Origin of the sequence: Providencia sp. PROV269 (genome assembly GCF_028477785.1) — a bacterium.
Classification (GTDB): domain Bacteria; phylum Pseudomonadota; class Gammaproteobacteria; order Enterobacterales; family Enterobacteriaceae; genus Providencia; species Providencia rettgeri.
In genome coordinates this window covers 107253-125727 of sequence record NZ_JAMPLV010000003.1, presented here as the reverse complement: position 1 = coordinate 125727, position 18475 = coordinate 107253, and the positions used below count along the sequence as shown (strand labels likewise).

Here is an 18475-nt window from a genome sequence, read left to right as displayed (position 1 = left end):
AAAGTGGTATTTTTGAAGCCATGCTGTAGCAATAATAAATTTTTACCTGATTACGAATTTTAAAACTTTTATAAAATGATGAGAGATAATTTTAATGAGGGGAAAGTAGGGCTTACTGATATATTAAATTCAGTTAGATATTTAATGCATGATTAAGCAACAGGATTATAAAGTAAAAGCAATCCGTCTATAACGGATGCTTTTACTTTACGCTAGGGATAATAATTTTAGAATTGATACACTAACCCTAAGCCAAGCACGTTATCAGTATTCACTTTGTAATGGTCAGTAAAATCATTATCGTTTAACAAGTTGATTTTATAATCGATAACAGCACTCAAATTTTTATTAAAGTCATAAGCTGAGCCGATGGCAATATAATTCACTAATTCTTTATCCCCAAAGTTGCCTAAGTTTTTACCTTTGGAATAGTTATAGCCAATTGATGGGGTTAGACCGAAGTCAAAAGAATATAAGGCAACCACTTCAAGATTCTGAGTTTTATTTGCTATTGACTCCATATCATCATTACCAAAACGGCTCATATTAAGTGTTTGGCCATACATGACGGCGAGATAGAGGTCTTCGTATTCAAATTTCCCTCCTACGTTCCATGCTTCGGCGCGTTTACCCGTTGCACTACTGGTTGTGGCATCTTTTTGTTTTGGTGTGCGGGAAGATGAGGAGTAACCACCGCCAAGGGAAATACCATAACCTAACTCATAAGCAGTCGATAAGCCAAAACCATCGCCGTTATCGGTTAACTCATCTCCGGATGATAGGTTTTTTTCACCATTTTTACCTTGATATTGTAGTGCGAAGCTTAAACCGTCAATGTAACCAAAAGCATTATTATTGCGATAAGTGAGTAAATTGCGGTTACGGCTTAGCATGTAATTATCTTCTTGATCCATCGTATCCGCTCCCCAGAGTGGTAATACGTCTGTCCAAGCATTGGTATCATAAATAACACCATAATTGCGGCCATAATCAAGGGAGCCGTAATCTGCAAATTTTAAGCCTGCATAAGCTAAACGATTGCTATTTTCTTCAGTTGATTCCGATTGGTTAGTTTTCGTTTCCCATTCAAAACGCCCAAAGCCAATGAGCTGGTCGGTGATTTGCGAATCACCTTTTAGCCCTAGTCTGACACGTGAGTCGTCACCATCTTCGCCACTACGGCTTTTGGCAATATGATGGCGGACATCAATTTGTCCGTATACATCAAGTTTATTACCATCTTTATTGTACATTTCAGCGGAGTTAGCAACATTGGCAGTAAGTAGTGTTGGAATAATGAGTGTGAGTAATTTGTACTTCATAACATAGCCTTATGGATTGAGTGATATTTAGTAAAAATTCCTAATTGATAGTTATTATCATTTAAGCATGTTAATTCGCCAAATAAAAAGTGTAACAAAAGTAAATGTTAGTGAAATTATTGCCATAACCTATTAAATAATAAAAATAATTTGATTTACGATGATTTCAACCAAATGTTTTATTTCTAAAAAAGAAAAATTAACTCGAAAAAGATATTTTGTCTTTTTATGCAAAAAAAGTGAATTATTACTTGTTCGGGGTATGAAGGTTGGTATTATTTAAAACCGATACATATTTTGTCTATTTCCACCTAGAATTATAAAAATAATGTCTTGGTAAAAATCACTAGAGATAAGGAACAACACGTGGCTTTTCGTTTGAAGTATCTGGCATTACTCCCTTTACTGGTTGCTGCAACAGCTTGTCAACAGCCAAACAATATCACAACACCGATAGAAACATATGCGACACAAAACCAACCGGTGGTGGTTAATAACGCATGGATTGAAATATCTCGCAGCGCATTAGATTTTAATATTAAGAAAGTACAAAACCTACTAGGAGATAAATCTTCGCTGTGTGCCGTTTTGAAAGGAGATGCATATGGGCATGACCTTTCTTTAGTTACACCAATAATGATTGAAAATAATGTGCAATGCATTGGGGTAACAAATAATCAAGAGCTTAAGACCGTGAGAGATTTAGGTTTTAAAGGCAGATTAATGCGAGTGAGAAGTGCGACAGAGCAAGAAATGGCTCAGGCTACACAATATGAAACGGAAGAGTTAATCGGTAATTTAGAAATGGCGCAGCGCTTAAATGCGATTGCGAAAAAGCAGAATAAAGTGATTCCTATTCATCTGGCACTGAACTCAGCCGGGATGTCGCGCAACGGTTTAGAGGTGAGTACACTTGCTGGCCTTAATGAAGCTAAGCTGATTTCACAATTACCTCAGTTAAAAATCGTCGGTATTATGTCTCATTATCCAGAAGAGGATGAAACTCAGATCCGTAAGGACCTCAAAAAATTCAAGAAAGAATCTCAACAAGTATTGAATACGACAGGGCTAAAGCGTGAAGACATTACATTACATGTCGCGAATACTTATGCAACTATTACGGTACCTGAATCATGGTTGGATATGGTACGTGTCGGTGGCATTTTCTACGGCGATACCGTTGCGACAAATGACTATAAACGCGTGATGACACTGAAATCGAGCATTGCCTCTGTGAATCATTATCCAAAGGGAAATACGGTGGGTTATGATAGAACGTATACCTTGAAACGTGATTCTGTATTAGCAAATATCCCTGTAGGTTATGCGGATGGCTATCGCCGTGTATTTAGCAATGCGGGACATGCATTGATTAATGGCCAAACAGTTCCTGTTTTAGGAAAAACATCAATGAATACAGTCATGGTTGATGTTACTGATTTAAAAAACGTTAGCCCAGGAGATGAAGTTGTATTTTTTGGTAAACAAGGTAATGCTGAAATTACTGCCGAAGAGGTTGAGGATATCAGTGGTGCATTATTTACCGAAATGTCAATTTTGTGGGGAGCGACTAATAAACGTATCTTAGTTGATTAAGTTAATTTTTAATTCTGTGTATTTTAACCCGCAATAATCGCGGGTTTTTTTATCCTGAAAGTTTCTTAGGATATTATCTAATATATTGCAATATGTTGATAAAATGCTGTTTAGGTGAATGACTATCGAAACTTTTAAATTGATATGTTAGCTTGGTTGAATCTTTCCTGAGCAGGTAGGCTCGGAAGGCAAGTAGAAAAAATAGAAGGATATCATTTATGTATCAAGTTGATTTACATGCGCATACTATTGCCAGCACCCATGCTTATAGTACAGTTAATGAATATTTCGCTGAGGCCGCAAGCCGTGGTGTCAAACTATTTGCGATTACCGACCACGGGCCTGAAATGCAAGATGCTCCACATGAGTGGCATTTTGGTAATATGCCTATCTTGCCGAGAATTGTTGATGGTGTTGGTTTATTGTACGGTATTGAAGCAAATATAAAGAACAAGTTGGGTGAGACAGACTGCAATGAAAAGATCGCTCGTCATTTAGATATTATTTTAGCTGGTTTTCATGAACCGGTTCTTGAGCCCCAAAGTTTAGCTGATAATACAGAAGCTATGATTGCCACGATCCGTAGTGGTAAAGTGCAAATAATTACCCATCCAGGCAACCCTAAATATCCTATTGATATCAAAGCAGTAGCGCAAGCCGCGAAAGAGTGTAATGTTGCTTTGGAAATGAATAACTCTTCATTCCTACATTCAAGAGCGGGTAGTCAACAGAATTGCTTAGAAATAGCTAAGGCAGTTAAAGAAACTGGCGGGTGGGTTGCATTAGGTTCAGACTCACATTTTGCCGGGTATCTCGGCCGTTTTGATCGCGTAGTTGACATGTTGGAATCAATTAGTTTTCCACAATCACAAATTTTAAATGTTTCTCCACGTCGTGTATTGGACTTTTTAGAGTCCCATGGGCGTAAGCCTATTGCCGAATTTGCTGATTTTTAGTTGTTATTCAAAACTGCATTCACAAATACAGTTAGCCTAAAATACAGTCAATATTAAATAGAATAAAGCCACAGAATAGCTTAGTGGCTTTTAACTCCATTTAAATTGAAAGTTATATTTCAATTTCCATTTGAACACAATCTAACTCGACTTGTGCGAGACAAGAGTAGTAGCTAGCATGTTTAATCGAAGTGAAACCATGTTTCTGATAAAAGCGTTCAGCATTTGGTGATGAATCTAATACCAATTTTTTAATATTTCGCTTTTTGGCTTCAGCTTTAATGGCATCTAATATTAAGCTAGCAGCTCCACAGCCAGTGTATTGTGGTAAGGTAAATATGGCATCAACACTGTTAGCCTCTAAATTAAGATAACCAGTTGCAACGGGCTCATCATTGTTATTTACCGCGACAAAGAATGGGTTATTCCTCACAATGTGTATATAACTTACCGGCATTTCATCAGGTGTCCAGGCACGGATCGTTTTTGCATCAAAACTCGTTGTGCAACCATGGCGAATTGCTTGGTTACGTATAGACCAAAGAAGTTCGGCTTCATCGGGGGTTGCTAACCTAATTTTTATCATGAGACACCCGCTAATGTTTTTTTATTACTTTTAGAGAACAAAAAATACAGTTAAAAAGCAAGATATATAACAGAAAGAAAACTAATTTGAATATGGTATACTCCCCCTTATTTTTAAATCAGTGACTGCTATGAATTATCAATGTCCTCTCTGTTTTACACCACTAAATCTTGCTAATAACAGTTATCGTTGTGCAGAAAATCATCAGTTCGATTGTGCAAAAGAAGGCTATGTTAACTTGTTACCTGTACAGCATAAACGTTCTAAAGACCCCGGTGATAATGCTGAAATGATGCAAGCGCGTAGGCAATTTCTTGATGCAGGGCATTACCACCCTATGCGTGGAAAGGTGGCAGAAAAACTTATTCAGTTTATTCCATCATCTTGTACTAGCCTGCTGGATATTGGGTGCGGAGAAGGGTATTACACAGACTATTTTTCACGAGAACTTGCAAAACATTTTGAAAAATATACAGTTTTAGGCCTAGATGTTTCGAAGGCTGCGATTCGTTATGCGGCGAAACGCTATAAATCCGTTCGTTTTTGCGTTGGTACAAGTCATCGCTTGCCATTTTCTGATAACAGCTTGGGGGGAATTGTACGAATTTACGCACCCTGCAAGGCACAAGAATTAAGTCGTGTATTAGTTTCTAAAGGTATGTTAATAACCGTTACGCCTGCGGCGGAACATCTGCAAGAATTAAAAGCGTTAATCTACGATGAGGTTAAGTTACACCCAGCGAAAGATGAAGATCTGCCAAATTTTTCGTTAATAGATAGTTGCCAACTAAATTATAAGATGGCGCTGACTGGGCAAGAAGCTTATGAATTATTGATGATGACACCATTTGCTTGGCGTGCATCAGAACAGGTTAAAGAGGATTTACAGAAAGCAGAGGTGAAAGAATATACGGCTGATTTTTTAATTCGTGTTTATCAATCTAATGCAGAGTAGAGCTATTGCCCCCATATAGGGGGCACAAAAACTAATGGGCATACATAAATAATTCAAGGTGCTCAAATAAGATATTAAAACCAATACCTATTAGTACCAATCCACCGATAATTTCTGCTTTTTTTCCGAGTAATGGGCCTACATAACGGCCAATCATCATACCGATAGTGGCCATGATCATTGTCATTAAGCCAATAGTCATTGCAGTATGAACGATATCTACTTGTAAGAATGCTAAGCCTAAGCCGATGGCCATCGCATCAAGGCTGGTGGCTATTGCAGAAAAAATCAGGCTTGTTGAGCTATGACTAGAAGGTTTAGAACAGCATTCTTCATCTTTTGTTTTAATGCTCTGCCAGATCATCCTAGCACCTAAAACAAATAATAAACCAAATGCAATCCAATGATCCCAGCGGATAACATATTGGCTGGCTAAAATACCGATGCCCCAACCAATAATGGGGGTAATGGCTTCAATAAAACCAAAGATAAAACCAGTACGGAGAATTTCTCTAAAGCGGGGTTTATGAAGCACTGCACCTTTACAAATAGCAACAGCGAAGGCGTCCATTGACAGGGCAAGGGCTAAGATAAGGGTAGCATAGAAACTCATAACAGAACCTCGGTTGGGTGATTCCATATACACATAAATTACCCCCAACCAAAAGGCTTATTTATGTGTCTATGGTCTTGCCAACCGAATTTTGGTGTCCGCACCACGTTTGAAACCAAACGAGTATGTTGATACGGACTTTCTGGTATTATATATGAAACCAGAACAGGCTACTCCCCAATGACGTGGAAAGAAAGATACCATAATTTATATTAAAGGCAACACTTAATTAATTGTGGATATTAAACGGTAGTGAGAATTATTATCAACAAGGTTATTGGTAAAAACAAGGTTAATTAAATTAATAATTAACCTTGTTTTTAGTGACAATATAAAATTTATTTACTTATGATTAATAAGGAATTCATAAATTCGTTGTAAATCATCAAGATGTGAAACTTGGATGTTAATTTTCTTTTTTTCTAAACCTATTATTAATACACCGTCTTCGGATAAGTTCATTGTTTTTATTCTGTCATATAATATAAAGGCATTGGCAAAATAAAAACCAGTTTGTTTAAAGAATAGCTTTGGTGTTCTTATAAATGCCAAATAAATTGACATGAAAATAGTAATCAATAATAAGTAAGTGGTTAATAAATTACCATGGTGTACAATATTTGTATAAATAACGATACAAATTAGAACAATAAAAATAATAGCATCTGCTCGATGTTTTCTTTTTAGATTAATTTTTAATAAGGTTTTACCCTTTAACAAATGCTGAATGAATTCATCATAAATCGCATAAACAAGCATGATCAAAATGATTATAGCAAGAATGGCATCATTGAAGGTCATTTGTGAGCCCTTGGATAAGTAAACATAATGCAGAGCTTAAAATTAAAAAAGGGAGGCTGCAACCTCCCAATTCAAATAATGATGGAAAATTATGGCGCCAAGAAGTTCAGCCAAGCACCAAGGATACCCAAGCCAAAGAAGCCGATAATAATCCACAACGCGTTGACTTTACGACGCAACAGCCACATGCAGGCGAAGGTTAGCAATAGCGGGACTAAGCCTGGCATGAGTTGATCAAGGATCATTTGGACCGTGGTAATATCTTCAGTGCCCGTTGTTGGGTTTTTGATCCGTGAAACTTCAAGTGGGATATTGACATGTGTCCATTTGTTTACTAATGCCCCCATGACAAACAAACCGAGAATGGATGCTCCTTCGGTGAGCTTTTGTAGGAAACCGCCACCAATATCTTGAACAATATCAATCCCTTTTTTGTAGCCATATGAAACACCATAGTAAAGGGTTAATAAACGTACAAGGTTAAACAAAACAAAGAACAGTAGAGGGCCAAGTAAGCTACCTGTCATTGCGATACCGGCACCGAGAGCCGCAAATACAGGGCGAACAGTTCCCCAGAAAATGGGGTCACCAACACCGGCTAATGGCCCCATTAGACCGACTTTGATACCATTTATTGCACCGTCATCAATGTCTGCACCATTGGCACGTTGCTCTTCCATTGCCATTGTGACACCCAGAACAGGCGCTGCAACATATGGATGGGTATTGAAGAACTCAAGATGGCGTTTAATTGCTTGTTTCCTATCATCATTATTTTCTGGATAAAGACGACGAATAACCGGAACCATTGAATAGCAGAAGCCTAGGGCTTGCATACGTTCAAAGTTCCAAGAACCTTGCAATAGGTTAGACCGTAAGAATACGCCGCGAATATCGCTTTGTGTAAGCTTTTTAGCTGTCGGTTTTGTGATATCTACCATTATACGTTCCTCCTAGTCTAGCTCATTATCAAGGTTGTTATTGCTACTATTTCCTTGGGTAACAACAGTTTGTGATTTATTGTATTTTGGACTGAGTTGGATATATAAAATAGCCATCACAGTACCGATTACCCCAAGTGCAACTAGGTTGAAGTCAGTAAATGCCGCGGTAACAAAACCTAAGTAGAAGAATGGCATTAAGTAGCCTGCGCGCATCATATTGATGACCATCGCATAACCGACAACGACAATCATACCACCCGCAATATTAAGACCATCAGTAACAACTTGTGGGATAGAATCCAACATTTGTTGTACTTCTGATGTACCAACCGAAATGGCAACAATCAACGCGGGTATTGCGATACGCATCGCTTGCAGTAGTAATGCAGATATATGAATAAAGCCAATAGCCGTTAAATTGCCATTGAGGGCGGCTTTATCGGCAGCATGTTGGAATGCAACTGTCACAGTACGAACGATAATGGTTAATACTTGACCGGCTGCTGCAAGTGGGATGGCAATGGCAATACCTGCACCAATACTTTGACCACCGGCAATGACGAGGATAGTTGAAATAATCGAGGCTAAAGCGGCATCAGGTGCAACAGCAGCACCGATATTCATCCACCCAAGTGCGATCATTTCTAATGTACCACCGATGATGATACCCGTTTTCATATCTCCCAGAACGATACCTATAAGTGTACAAGCAATGAGAGGACGGTGAAATTGGAATTCATCAAGGATTGATCCCATCCCCGCGATACACGCGACGATAAAGACCATTACTATTTGAACAACGGTAAGTTCCATTGTTTAATCTCCTGTAACCAAAAGTTTTAAAATCTGTTTTGAGTAATGGATTAAAATCAATATAAAAATTGCGATAGAAATTATTTTTTGAGCTTATTAATCAAGTCCATCATGTAAACTTTGCTATCTGATGAAACTTTCCTGACTTCAAGTTCAATATTTTTGTCGTTCAAATAGTTAAATGCATCAATGTCTTCTTGGTTGATAGAAACGGCATTTGTAACCATGGTTTTCCCATCATGGTATGCCATGCCACCAATATTCACGGATTTCACGTCAACGCCTTCTTCGACGATACGTTTAACATCAGTTGGGTTAGTGAAAAGCAACATAACACGCTCACCGGCATATTTCGGGTTGTTATAAACGCGAATACATTTAGCCACATCGACAACATGCGCGGTGACACCTGGTGGTGCGACTTGTTTCAGCAATGTTGAGCGAACTTGGTCTTTAGCCACGTCATCACTGACCACAATAATGCGTTTAACTTGAGTTTCTTTCGTCCAGCGTGTTGCGACTTGTCCATGAATTAATCTGTCATCCACACGGGCAAGTGCGATCACCATATGTTCGCCAGGGCCAGCTTTCACTGGTGCTGGGGCAGGGGTACTGGCTGCTACAGGAGCGGGTTCTACTTCTACTTCAGCTTCTTTGAATTTAAATGAACGAACCCCCCCGCGTCCTGTTTCAAGTGCGACAGTGATTAGCTCATTCATAGATGGATCATCATCACGGCACATAAAGGTTTCAACTAACATTGGAACATTCACGCCTGTGATAATGTCATAATTACTATTTTCATTAACAATGCGACTAGCGGCGTTAAATGGACTGCCTCCCCATGTATCAACAAGGAATAAGACACCCTTTGATGTATCTAAATCAGTTAGCTTTTGGGTGTACTTATCAAATAGGGTGTCTGCGTTTTCCCCAGGGATAAAATCAATAAACGACACATTTTCTTGTTCGCCTATTAACATCTCGGTTGTTCGAAGAAGCTGCTCTGCAGCGACTCCGTGTGTACCAATCATAATAGCTATACTCACTATTTTTCCCTCATAGATAGATAAAACAAAATATCATCTGTTGATAAAATGGACACTTAAGTTAGACTCCTTTTTATCAGTTTCCCCTGTAAGATAATTTTAGCTGAATAATTACAAACGTCTCATAATATTCATGAGCTAACTCATGGTGTTGTTAGTATCAATTACATTATTAGCATATCATCTCGTGTTATCCTAAAAACTTGTTTCGCGTCAGAAAAATAAGAATACATCTAAAAAATGATATTAAATTGCAGTTAGTTGCTGTTTATTTTTATTTGAAAAAATCAATATACTAAATATTTATAATTTATTGGTATATAATTTTGTTATCGGTAACAAAAATAGCCAAAAAAATAGTGTAATATTGATTTTTAGAGTGAAAAACAACCAAATTTCAATGGGGAACGGTTGTCTCTCCGTCATGTCAAAACAGTCTTTAGCACAAAATAGTATGAATTTTGTTTTGATGTGGTTTGTTGAGTATAAGAAAATTGAGTTAATTCAATGAAAAAACTGTGGGTAATTGATTAGTTGAATTGGACTATATGGGAAGAGAAGCATAGCAAAAATAGAAAAAACTTTTTAATACATGCTAAAAAAGCACCCTCAAAATCCTGTTTAAAGTGATAACAGAATAGAAAAGGGTACTTAAGGATTAAAAATTAGTCACATTGTACTTTGATGGCTAACCCGCCTCGGGATGTCTCACGATATTTTGCATTCATGTCTTTCCCTGTTTCGTACATAGTTTCAATGACTTTATCAAGTGAAACTCGTGGTTCGCTTGTTCGACGTAGAGCCATACGTGTGGCATTCACTGCTTTAACAGAGGCGATTGCATTTCGTTCAATGCAAGGAACTTGAACTTGGCCAGCGACAGGGTCACAAGTTAAACCTAAATTGTGCTCCATGCCGATTTCAGCAGCAATACACACTTGCTCAGGGCTACCACCGAATAATTCGGCCAGGCCAGCCGCGGCCATCGAACATGCCACACCGACTTCACCTTGGCAGCCAACTTCAGCACCTGAAATGGACGCATTCATTTTGTATAAAATACCAATAGCGCCTGAAGCTAAGAAATAGCGCATATATAACTCAGGCGTTACAGGTTCTATACAATGGTTATAGTAAGCTAATACGGCAGGGACGATACCACATGCACCGTTAGTCGGGGCTGTGACAACGCGACCACCTGCAGCATTTTCCTCATTCACGGCTAAGGCATACATATTGATCAGGTCAACCACATTCATTGGGTCATTAGATAGCTTACTTGTTGAGGTCACCATTCGGTTAAGTGCCGGTGCACGACGAGGTACTCGTAATGGGCCCGGTAAAACACCTTCGGTGTTTAAACCACGCTCGATACAGGCTTGCATGGTATGCCATACATCAGCAAAATAGGCTTCAATTTCTTCTTTGGTATGAAGGTCTAACTCGTTTTTCATCATTAAGCTAGAAATAGAAAGACCGGATTTTTTGCAATTTAATAGTAGCTCTTCCGCGGAATTAAATGGATAAGAGACGGGTTTGCTATCAAGCGTTGATTCGCCAAAATGCTCTGCATCGACAATGAAACCACCACCAATGGAATAATAGGTTTTGGTGTAAATTTCATCATTATCGGCAAAAGCATGAATGGTCATGCCATTTTCATGTAATGGCAGGTTATCTTGACGAAAATTCATGCCACCCTCATTAGGGAAGTCAACGACTTGAAGGCCATTTGCTAATGATAACTTTTCTGTTTCTTCTACATTCTTGATAAAAGTTGGGATGGATTCAATGTCGACAGTGGCAGGCAAATTACCTGCTAGCCCCATAATAATGGCGATATCAGTATGGTGCCCTTTTCCAGTAAGCGATAATGACCCATAAACATCCACTGAAATACGTGTGACGTTAGGTAATAAATTTTTGCTTACTAAATCATCGACAAATTCTTTCCCAGCTTTCATTGGACCAACGGTATGAGAGCTTGAAGGGCCTATGCCCACTTTAAACATGTCGAAAACGCTTATCACGCAGGACTCCTTAAAAAAAAGATGAAAATGTAGTGCATTATTTTAAAAGACGCTACTTTACTGTTATTTAGTAGTGTTAACCAGTAAGTTTAAAGTATTTTTTGAAATAAGGTAGTTGCTGAAGGGTAATTGATTGTAAATAGCACAAAATGTCTGTGGTGTGGCTAAAAAAACAACATGTGGTAGAGGTAAATTTTGTCATATATGACGCGATATCTTGTCATCTTAAATAGATTTTACTGCAATAGTGGCATTGTATGGTGAAAAGTTGTGTTAGCCGTTAATCTAACTGCAAGGCAAGTTGGTGAATAATCGAAGCGGTTAATCCCCAAACCAAATGGCCTTTATACCAGTAAAAAAAGATGCGGTTATGCTGTCCTGAACGCTTAATATCGACATATTTATGATGTTGCAATGAAAGCGCATCAAACAATGGAACTTCAAAGATGTCAGCGACTTCACTGGGGTTAGCCTGATATTGAATATTATTTGGTACAAGCCCAACGATTGGCGTAACTTCATAACCACCATAACTTTGTAAAGGGCTTAACTGACCCAGTACGGTGACTTTTTCCGGTGGGATGGCGACTTCTTCATAAGCTTCACGTAAAGCGGTATTCACAAGCGTTCCATCCTCTGGGTCACTAGCCCCGCCAGGAAAGGCGACTTGGCCTGCATGGGAGCGTAAAAAAGGAGACCTTTGGGTGAGAAGTAATGTTGGGTTTGGTTTATTGATAATGGGTAAAAGAACAGCCGCCGATTTACCCGCCTTAGCTTCAAATTGGCGGGTAGCCGGTAAAGTAAACTGAAAACGATTGATAAAGTTATTCAGTTCAGTCATCGTTATTGAGTGCTCCTAATAAAGGTAAGATCAGGCTTAATTTATCAAAGGTTTCTTGATACTCTTTGTCTGCTTGGCTATCGGCAACAATACCACCGCCAGCCCAACAATAAACCTGTTTTTTATATGTCAGTAAAGTACGAATAGTAATATTGCTATCCATATTGCCATTGAAACTAATATAGCCTATTGCTCCACAATAGCCATGTCGGCGATGGGGTTCTAATTCTTCAATTATCTCCATTGCACGGACTTTCGGTGCGCCGGTTATTGACCCACCAGGAAAACACGCTCGTAATAAATCAGTTGCACGGTATTGGCTATCTAACTTTGCCGTGACGGTACTAACCAGATGATGTACTGCCGGGAAAGCTTCAACAGCAAATAATTCAGGAACACTGACCGTACCCGGTTTGGCGACGCGGCCAATATCATTACGCAGCAAGTCGACAATCATTAAGTTCTCTGCGCGATCTTTTACTGAATTAGACAATTTTGCTACTTGAGCAAGGTCATCTTGTTCATTGTCTAAGCGCGGAAGCGTTCCTTTGATTGGGCGGGTTTGAATATCTCCATCTTGCAAAAAGATAAAGCGTTCAGGTGAAATACTGATAACCGCATTTTCGGGAAGACGTATAAAAGAAGAGAAGGGAGCACCATTGCGATCAAGTAGTGCTAAAAATGCATTCCATTCATCCCCTTTATACTTGGCTTTAAATCTTTGCGCTAAATTGATTTGATAGCAATCACCATTACGTAAATATTCATGGATGCGCGCAATATTATGATGATATGCCTCTTCTGACATATTGGATTGCCATGCAGAGGTTAATTGAAATTTATTTTTACGTGGCCTTTTTTGGTTGTTTAGCCAAGCTAACCGGGCATCAGCATCATCATAACTAATTAATGTAGTGGTTTTATCATGATGATCAACAATGAGAGCCCATAAGTAGATGCCAACTGCCATGTCTGGAAATTGTAGTTCTGCGGTCGAAATTTCAGGTAATTTTTCAATGCGGCGCCCTAAATCGTAACTCCAAAGGCCGAGAGCCCCCCCGTTGAAGGGACACTCGGTCTCTTCCTGGCGTTTTGGTTGGTATTTATCCAGCAATCCTTGAAGGAGTTTAAAAGGGTCTGACTCAGAAACGAGAGAGGCGTGATTTTGTTCTGTAATAGTTGTTTTAAGCTGATAAGTCGTCAGTGTGGCAATCGGGTCAGCAACGATAATATCAAAGCGATTATGTAAGTGTTTTGCATTACCTGAATGTAATAACATCGCCCATGGCAGGTGTGCCAATGGGGTAAAATAATCAATGGCTGCATTTGGGCTATAAGGTAGTTGGATTTTTTTGATAACCATAATGATGAGTTTAAATTTCCGCAAGTGAATCAATACAGGTTAACATATATTCTTATCTTAATAGTCGAAGAAATGTTAAAATCTTAATCATTGATTTTAGTCTTTTATTCATGAGGTTTAAACCATGTTTTCTGGTATGCCAGCACTTAATCACGAAGAACAGCAAGAAGCTGTTGAAAAAATTCATCAATTGATGGCGGAAGGTATGAGTAGTGGTGAGGCGATTGCAATAGTCGCTCATGAAATTAGAGAAAAGCACCAAGGTAAAGAACAGATCCACGTTCGTTTCGATGATGAAAATTAATAATCTATAAACATACTATTAACATTCATGCATAAATCTGATAGATTAATATTAGTTAAGTCATTCTATTTATCAATGAAGACTAGATAATAACCAGAAGATAACTGGTATCTGGTAGGCTGAAATAAGCCGCTAAACTAATCAAAAATCTTTACCTAGTAATAGGTATCGGAGGATGGTATGGAAGCGAATCGAAAAATTGCTGTAATTTTAGGTGCTTGTGCTCTGGTTTTTAGTTCTTTTGCGTTAAGCGCAAATAATGAAGAAGGTAAAGCTGCGCCTTTCGTCAGTTGTGGTACGCTAACTGAGCCGCAAATTGCAGCACAGGTGAAAAGTGACTTTATGCATAATCGTTTGCCTCGTTGGACAGATGAAAAAGCGGCTTTAGGCAAAAAAGCGGTTGCTTGGGTCAATGATGGTGAAGTCACTAAAACTGAAACAGGTTACACCGTACCGCTGGTTGTTCGAGGTGCAAAATCCGATTTGCATTATTCAGTTGCGGTAGACTGCCAAAATAATACCGTGACATATAATACAACTAAATAAATTTTTTATTGAATATCAAGGGATAACCATTAAGGTTATCCCTTTTTTGTGTCATTTTTTCTGTGTATCCGTGAGCCTAGCGATTACGTGGTTCATAAGGCATACGAGCAAAATTTTGTGACAGCTGACGGTAGTATACTAATCGCTCTCTGAAGTATTCCCTTAAGTGTTCAGGTTGTTCTCGCTCAACAGCTTCAGCAATGATGGCAATGTTATAGCGTTCTTTAAATGCAACACCAGAAGCCAAAAGGTCGACATTGACCTTATCCATTTCATCTTTAGGCAATAAAGCAAGGTTGTGACTCATATTTGATCTCTACGGTTAAATTCATACCTTATTATTGTAACTGGATAATGAGAAAAAATCTCATTACATTAATTGTAATAATAAAAATAAGAGTTAAATTTATCTATTTATATATTTATATATTTAGCTATTAATAGAAAAACAGGGAAAGATAATGAGATTGATTATTATTGTTTTTAACAAAAGTTATTAATTATCAGTAAATTGGATTTTTTTGTTTTAAGATTGTTTTAGGGTTTTAATTATTGTAATACTGTGCATAATATACGCATGAATGATTAACCGATAAGGCTTAAATATGTTAACTACAGATATGGTCAAAAAATTAAACGAGCAATTAAATCTTGAGTTTTATTCTGCAAATCTCTATTTGCAAATGAGTGCTTGGTGTAGTGATAAAGGCTATGAAGGCGCTGCAGCGTTCTTAAAAGCACACTCACAAGAAGAAATGGAACATATGCAGCGTTTATTTGATTATCTTAGTGACACTGGGGCGTTGCCACTGTTAGGGCAAATTGCTGCGCCGCCCGTTGATTTCAAATCAATTAGTGATGTATTCACCCAAACTTATGAACATGAGCAATTAATTACTCGTGAAATTAATAAATTGGCTCATTTAGCAATGACAACACAAGATTATTCTACATTTAATTTCTTACAATGGTATGTTGCAGAGCAACATGAAGAAGAGAAATTATTTAAATCAGTACTGGATAAACTGGATATGGTGGGTGAGTCTGGTAAAGCACTATTCTTGTTAGATAAAGATTTGAAAAACCTGTCTGCGGCAACGCATGTCTAATCTACACACCAGTAAGTAGATAGAAATCTAGTTTTTCTCTCTACTTGATGCATAAAGACCTCTCTAGGCTTATGGGCATGAATTCTGTAATTCAATGTTCATAAGTCTTTTTCTTTTCATTTTGTGTGAAAACTCACAGGATAGGCCGATAAAACCCATTTTTAAGCGGTAAAATGGTTTGTTTTCCGTATAATGATTGGCAATTATTCTAAATTCACCTGCAAATTAAGAGGTTACTATGCCAATTAACCCTATTAAATCTTCATGGCGCAAACTTAGCGCTGTCGCCGTTCTATTTTTAGGCATGTCTTTCCAACAAGCATTTGCCCATGCACATTTAAAAGACCAGCTTCCTGCTGAAGGTACGGCAGTGGAGCAAGCGCCAGAGTCAATCTCATTAAGCTTTTCTGAAGGTATCGAAGTTAATTTCACTAAGGTCAGTATTATCGGGCCTGAAAATAAAATAGTAAAAACCGGTAAAGCAACGTTAGACCCGAGTAACGACACTAAAGTGGTCGTTCCTGTGGAAGACAAGCTCATTGCTGGGAAATATGATGTTAATTGGAGCGTCGTTTCTGTCGACGGACACAAAACAAAAGGAACGTATAGCTTTACAGTGAAATAATATGTCACTAGAAGCTTTTTATACCCTTATTCGCTTTATTCATTTTATCGCTGTAATATTGATGTGTGGAATGTCAATATTTGCAGTGGTACTTAGTCGCGGCTCATTTAATTATTTATTAAGCCGCTATTTGAATAAAGGCATTTTCTTTTGTGCCATTGTTACTGTCTTAACAGCCTTCAGCTGGATGATTGCGCAAGCGGGTCTGATGGGTGATGGTTGGGAAGATAGTATTGATTGGCAGATATGGCAAGGGGTTTTAGGGACGTCATTCGGCCAAGTATGGCGTTGGGAACTTTTGTCATCTGTATTATTGCTATTGGTCTTATTTATAAAATCAATTCAATTACGATTGAAACTAATATTAGTTTTTTCAGTGATCCTGCTTGGTTTGCATGCCTTTATTGGGCACGCGGCCATGCATGATGGCCTACTCGGAACATTCCATCGTATTAATCAATTTATTCATCTCATTAGCTCTGCATATTGGTTTGGCGGTTTGTGGCCATTTTTAATTTGCATCCAATTTTTGCGCAATAAAAAAGAAATGGCAGAAGGGATGGACAAACAAATTGTGAATACCATGATGCGTTTTTCGCGCTTCGGCCATATCGCTGTTGTACTGGTGGTCATTACAGGGATCATTAGTGCAATAACACTTTTACCTGGCTGGCCATTAAATTATTCAGGGTCAGAATACCAATCACTACTTTGGTTTAAGATCATTTTAGTGGGAGGAATGCTTTTATTAGCGATTATCAATCGTTATTACATCGTACCTATTATTAAGCAAAAAGGGCGAGTCAATTACCTAATCATTAACAGTTGGGTTGAGTTACTGTTAGGTACGATGGCGATTCTTTCTGTGGCAATTTTTGCAAGCTACCAACCAATCTAGCTAAACTTTTATATTTAATTGATAATATGTAAAGATATCTTCAATGTTTAATAAGGTCACTACCATGAAATTTAAACTCATTATTTGCTCACTGTTATTGGGTGGAACCGTGAGCACTGCTTTTTCTGCACCGTTAACATCCGTGAGTAAAAAACAATTTGGTGATGATTGGCCATTTACTCGAGAGGAAGTCATGTTAGAGTGCCGTCATAATGGGGCTTTGGTCGTCATTAACCCTGCCACGCTAATGCAATACCCATTAAACGACATAGCGACTGAATTGATGATCAAAAAAGAAATTAAAGCACAGCCTATTGATGTGCTGCTTAAGCCTACCGATAGCACCAAAACAGTTGAGGAAAGAATATTACCTATAAAAGAAGCTGCTGCAAAATTGTGTGCGAGCAATTAAATTTATCGTTCAGTTAAAATGTTCAATCTAGAAGGGATATGGAAAACAAAAATTATTGTTATTATTCAATGCATTGATTAATTGAAAGGTTTGAGTGATTGTATGTATAGGTATAACCTATTAAACAAATAGTTCAATTTTAGAAAATTAAGAAATAAATTGTGTTAATAATATGTAAAAATATTGATAATAAATATGGTAAGAACGTGCATTGAAAGCTAGTATTAGAGTGTACTTTGTAACGTCTCAATGGCAATTTTAGCGCACGGCTCTGCCAGAGCCATTTCCCAAGGCCCGGTAATCGGAATCTACCAGGCCTCTTTTTTTGCCTATTATTTTGTCAGTTCTCATTTCATATCAGCTTATCGGTTCCTACCTATTTATATGCTTAGTAAATAACCTAAGAGTACTAACAAAACTATTAAGCAAGTTTCATCACCCAATGGTGATTTTCTTTGTCATAACGATCACGGTAGAGTAGAACCGGTTTTTCATCTAAAGTGGCAGGAATACTTGTATGCTCGTCCCAGCCATCAAGTTGCATGCAAAAGTCTGTATCAGAATCACATGGAATACTTACTGTATCACTTTTATGGGAAGCCATAACCGCATCATTAATTTCATAGGAAGATATTTTCAATTTTACAATACACATAACAGCACCTCATTCATCGATTTTAACCATATATAATCAGCTCAACGAATTTAAGCA

The 18475-nt window shown here is 38.0% G+C and carries 21 protein-coding genes and 1 riboswitch; of the genes, 9 read left to right on the top strand and 12 right to left on the bottom strand.

All coding sequences use genetic code 11. The features are described 5' to 3' along the window. Positions 1-227: 227 nt before the first annotated feature. Positions 228-1322, bottom strand: coding sequence for a porin (locus PR683_RS05030; protein WP_196719477.1), 1095 nt, complete (start codon positions 1320-1322; stop codon positions 228-230). A gap of 366 nt (positions 1323-1688) precedes the next feature. Here PR683_RS05030 and alr point away from each other — a divergent pair, with 366 nt between their 5' ends. Next, the gene (gene alr / locus PR683_RS05025) at positions 1689-2918 is read left to right on the top strand and encodes an alanine racemase (protein WP_117162242.1); all 1230 of its coding nucleotides are present in this window, start codon (positions 1689-1691) and stop codon (positions 2916-2918) included. Between the two features lie 218 nt (positions 2919-3136). Next, a complete protein-coding gene (locus PR683_RS05020; protein WP_004911298.1) occupies positions 3137-3874 on the top strand; it encodes a phosphatase in 738 nt (245 codons plus the stop codon). A gap of 112 nt (positions 3875-3986) precedes the next feature. Here PR683_RS05020 and PR683_RS05015 read toward each other — a convergent pair whose 3' ends face one another. Continuing rightward, positions 3987-4457, bottom strand: coding sequence for a GNAT family N-acetyltransferase (locus PR683_RS05015; protein WP_042851840.1), 471 nt, complete (start codon positions 4455-4457; stop codon positions 3987-3989). Between the two features lie 133 nt (positions 4458-4590). On the opposite strand from PR683_RS05015, the gene rlmA reads away from it, so the two are divergent. Next, positions 4591-5415, top strand: coding sequence for a 23S rRNA (guanine(745)-N(1))-methyltransferase (rlmA, locus tag PR683_RS05010; RefSeq protein WP_004911290.1), 825 nt, complete (start codon positions 4591-4593; stop codon positions 5413-5415). A 31-nt stretch (positions 5416-5446) separates the two neighbouring features. Here rlmA and mntP read toward each other — a convergent pair whose 3' ends face one another. The 8 genes from mntP to pabB form a co-directional block, all read right to left on the bottom strand. Further along, positions 5447-6028, bottom strand: coding sequence for a manganese efflux pump MntP (gene mntP / locus PR683_RS05005; RefSeq protein ID WP_004911288.1), 582 nt, complete (start codon positions 6026-6028; stop codon positions 5447-5449). A 46-nt stretch (positions 6029-6074) separates the two neighbouring features. Continuing rightward, positions 6075-6219: riboswitch (yybP-ykoY riboswitch) on the bottom strand. Between the two features lie 151 nt (positions 6220-6370). Then, the gene (locus tag PR683_RS05000) at positions 6371-6829 is read right to left on the bottom strand and encodes a DUF986 family protein (RefSeq protein ID WP_164528800.1); all 459 of its coding nucleotides are present in this window, start codon (positions 6827-6829) and stop codon (positions 6371-6373) included. Positions 6830-6918: 89 nt separating this feature from the next. Beyond that, positions 6919-7770, bottom strand: coding sequence for a PTS mannose transporter subunit IID (locus PR683_RS04995; protein WP_102138691.1), 852 nt, complete (start codon positions 7768-7770; stop codon positions 6919-6921). 12 nt (positions 7771-7782) lie between these two features. Next, positions 7783-8586, bottom strand: coding sequence for a PTS mannose/fructose/sorbose transporter subunit IIC (locus PR683_RS04990; protein ID WP_004253851.1), 804 nt, complete (start codon positions 8584-8586; stop codon positions 7783-7785). An 80-nt stretch (positions 8587-8666) separates the two neighbouring features. Continuing rightward, a complete protein-coding gene (manX, locus tag PR683_RS04985; RefSeq protein ID WP_204163271.1) occupies positions 8667-9635 on the bottom strand; it encodes a PTS mannose transporter subunit IIAB in 969 nt (322 codons plus the stop codon). Between the two features lie 665 nt (positions 9636-10300). Continuing rightward, on the bottom strand, positions 10301-11665 hold the full coding sequence (locus PR683_RS04980) for an L-serine ammonia-lyase (protein ID WP_004911271.1): 1365 nt from the start codon (positions 11663-11665) through the stop codon (positions 10301-10303). A 280-nt stretch (positions 11666-11945) separates the two neighbouring features. Next, a complete protein-coding gene (locus PR683_RS04975; protein ID WP_109912500.1) occupies positions 11946-12506 on the bottom strand; it encodes a CoA pyrophosphatase in 561 nt (186 codons plus the stop codon). Next, positions 12499-13869, bottom strand: coding sequence for an aminodeoxychorismate synthase component 1 (pabB, locus tag PR683_RS04970; RefSeq protein WP_109912501.1), 1371 nt, complete (start codon positions 13867-13869; stop codon positions 12499-12501). The genes PR683_RS04975 and pabB overlap by 8 nt, the downstream gene beginning before the upstream one ends. A 124-nt stretch (positions 13870-13993) precedes the next feature. Here pabB and PR683_RS04965 point away from each other — a divergent pair, with 124 nt between their 5' ends. Both PR683_RS04965 and yebF read left to right on the top strand, forming a co-directional pair. After that, positions 13994-14173, top strand: a complete 180-nt coding sequence (locus PR683_RS04965) for a YoaH family protein (RefSeq protein ID WP_004911263.1) — start codon at positions 13994-13996, stop codon at positions 14171-14173. A gap of 180 nt (positions 14174-14353) precedes the next feature. Continuing rightward, positions 14354-14719, top strand: a complete 366-nt coding sequence (gene yebF, locus PR683_RS04960) for a protein YebF (protein WP_115167167.1) — start codon at positions 14354-14356, stop codon at positions 14717-14719. Positions 14720-14795: 76 nt separating this feature from the next. Here yebF and PR683_RS04955 read toward each other — a convergent pair whose 3' ends face one another. Further along, on the bottom strand, positions 14796-15026 hold the full coding sequence (locus PR683_RS04955) for a DNA polymerase III subunit theta (protein ID WP_004253885.1): 231 nt from the start codon (positions 15024-15026) through the stop codon (positions 14796-14798). A 298-nt stretch (positions 15027-15324) separates the two neighbouring features. Here PR683_RS04955 and ftnA point away from each other — a divergent pair, with 298 nt between their 5' ends. The 4 genes from ftnA to PR683_RS04935 all read left to right on the top strand — a co-directional run bounded on the left by ftnA (position 15325) and on the right by PR683_RS04935 (position 17763). Beyond that, on the top strand, positions 15325-15828 hold the full coding sequence (gene ftnA, locus PR683_RS04950) for a non-heme ferritin (protein WP_004911254.1): 504 nt from the start codon (positions 15325-15327) through the stop codon (positions 15826-15828). A gap of 238 nt (positions 15829-16066) precedes the next feature. Continuing rightward, complete coding sequence (gene copC / locus PR683_RS04945; protein ID WP_109912503.1) at positions 16067-16453, top strand: copper homeostasis periplasmic binding protein CopC; 387 nt, start codon at positions 16067-16069, stop codon at positions 16451-16453. 1 nt (position 16454) lies between these two features. Continuing rightward, the gene (gene copD / locus PR683_RS04940) at positions 16455-17351 is read left to right on the top strand and encodes a copper homeostasis membrane protein CopD (protein ID WP_123381904.1); all 897 of its coding nucleotides are present in this window, start codon (positions 16455-16457) and stop codon (positions 17349-17351) included. Positions 17352-17415: 64 nt separating this feature from the next. Next, positions 17416-17763: a YebY family protein gene (locus PR683_RS04935; RefSeq protein WP_042851603.1), complete on the top strand. Its 348-nt coding sequence runs from the start codon at positions 17416-17418 to the stop codon at positions 17761-17763. A gap of 421 nt (positions 17764-18184) precedes the next feature. On the opposite strand, the gene PR683_RS04930 is transcribed toward PR683_RS04935, so the two are convergent. Further along, the gene (locus tag PR683_RS04930) at positions 18185-18418 is read right to left on the bottom strand and encodes a DUF1480 family protein (protein WP_004253902.1); all 234 of its coding nucleotides are present in this window, start codon (positions 18416-18418) and stop codon (positions 18185-18187) included. Positions 18419-18475: the final 57 nt, after the last annotated feature.

Bases quoted from the DNA above. Each gene is read 5' to 3' on its own strand.
- PR683_RS04990 (WP_004253851.1), bottom strand. From the start codon at position 8,586: ATGGAACTTACCGTTGTTCAAATAGTAATGGTCTTTATCGTCGCGTGT.
- PR683_RS05030 (WP_196719477.1), bottom strand. From the start codon at position 1,322: ATGAAGTACAAATTACTCACACTCATTATTCCAACACTACTTACTGCC.
- PR683_RS04935 (WP_042851603.1), top strand. From the start codon at position 17,416: ATGAAATTTAAACTCATTATTTGCTCACTGTTATTGGGTGGAACCGTG.
- PR683_RS05000 (WP_164528800.1), bottom strand. From the start codon at position 6,829: ATGACCTTCAATGATGCCATTCTTGCTATAATCATTTTGATCATGCTT.
- yebF (WP_115167167.1), top strand. From the start codon at position 14,354: ATGGAAGCGAATCGAAAAATTGCTGTAATTTTAGGTGCTTGTGCTCTG.
- rlmA (WP_004911290.1), top strand. From the start codon at position 4,591: ATGAATTATCAATGTCCTCTCTGTTTTACACCACTAAATCTTGCTAAT.
- PR683_RS05020 (WP_004911298.1), top strand. From the start codon at position 3,137: ATGTATCAAGTTGATTTACATGCGCATACTATTGCCAGCACCCATGCT.
- mntP (WP_004911288.1), bottom strand. From the start codon at position 6,028: ATGAGTTTCTATGCTACCCTTATCTTAGCCCTTGCCCTGTCAATGGAC.
- PR683_RS04930 (WP_004253902.1), bottom strand. From the start codon at position 18,418: ATGTGTATTGTAAAATTGAAAATATCTTCCTATGAAATTAATGATGCG.
- PR683_RS04955 (WP_004253885.1), bottom strand. From the start codon at position 15,026: ATGAGTCACAACCTTGCTTTATTGCCTAAAGATGAAATGGATAAGGTC.
- ftnA (WP_004911254.1), top strand. From the start codon at position 15,325: ATGTTAACTACAGATATGGTCAAAAAATTAAACGAGCAATTAAATCTT.
- PR683_RS04965 (WP_004911263.1), top strand. From the start codon at position 13,994: ATGTTTTCTGGTATGCCAGCACTTAATCACGAAGAACAGCAAGAAGCT.
- pabB (WP_109912501.1), bottom strand. From the start codon at position 13,869: ATGGTTATCAAAAAAATCCAACTACCTTATAGCCCAAATGCAGCCATT.
- PR683_RS04995 (WP_102138691.1), bottom strand. From the start codon at position 7,770: ATGGTAGATATCACAAAACCGACAGCTAAAAAGCTTACACAAAGCGAT.
- copD (WP_123381904.1), top strand. From the start codon at position 16,455: ATGTCACTAGAAGCTTTTTATACCCTTATTCGCTTTATTCATTTTATC.
- copC (WP_109912503.1), top strand. From the start codon at position 16,067: ATGCCAATTAACCCTATTAAATCTTCATGGCGCAAACTTAGCGCTGTC.
- PR683_RS04975 (WP_109912500.1), bottom strand. From the start codon at position 12,506: ATGACTGAACTGAATAACTTTATCAATCGTTTTCAGTTTACTTTACCG.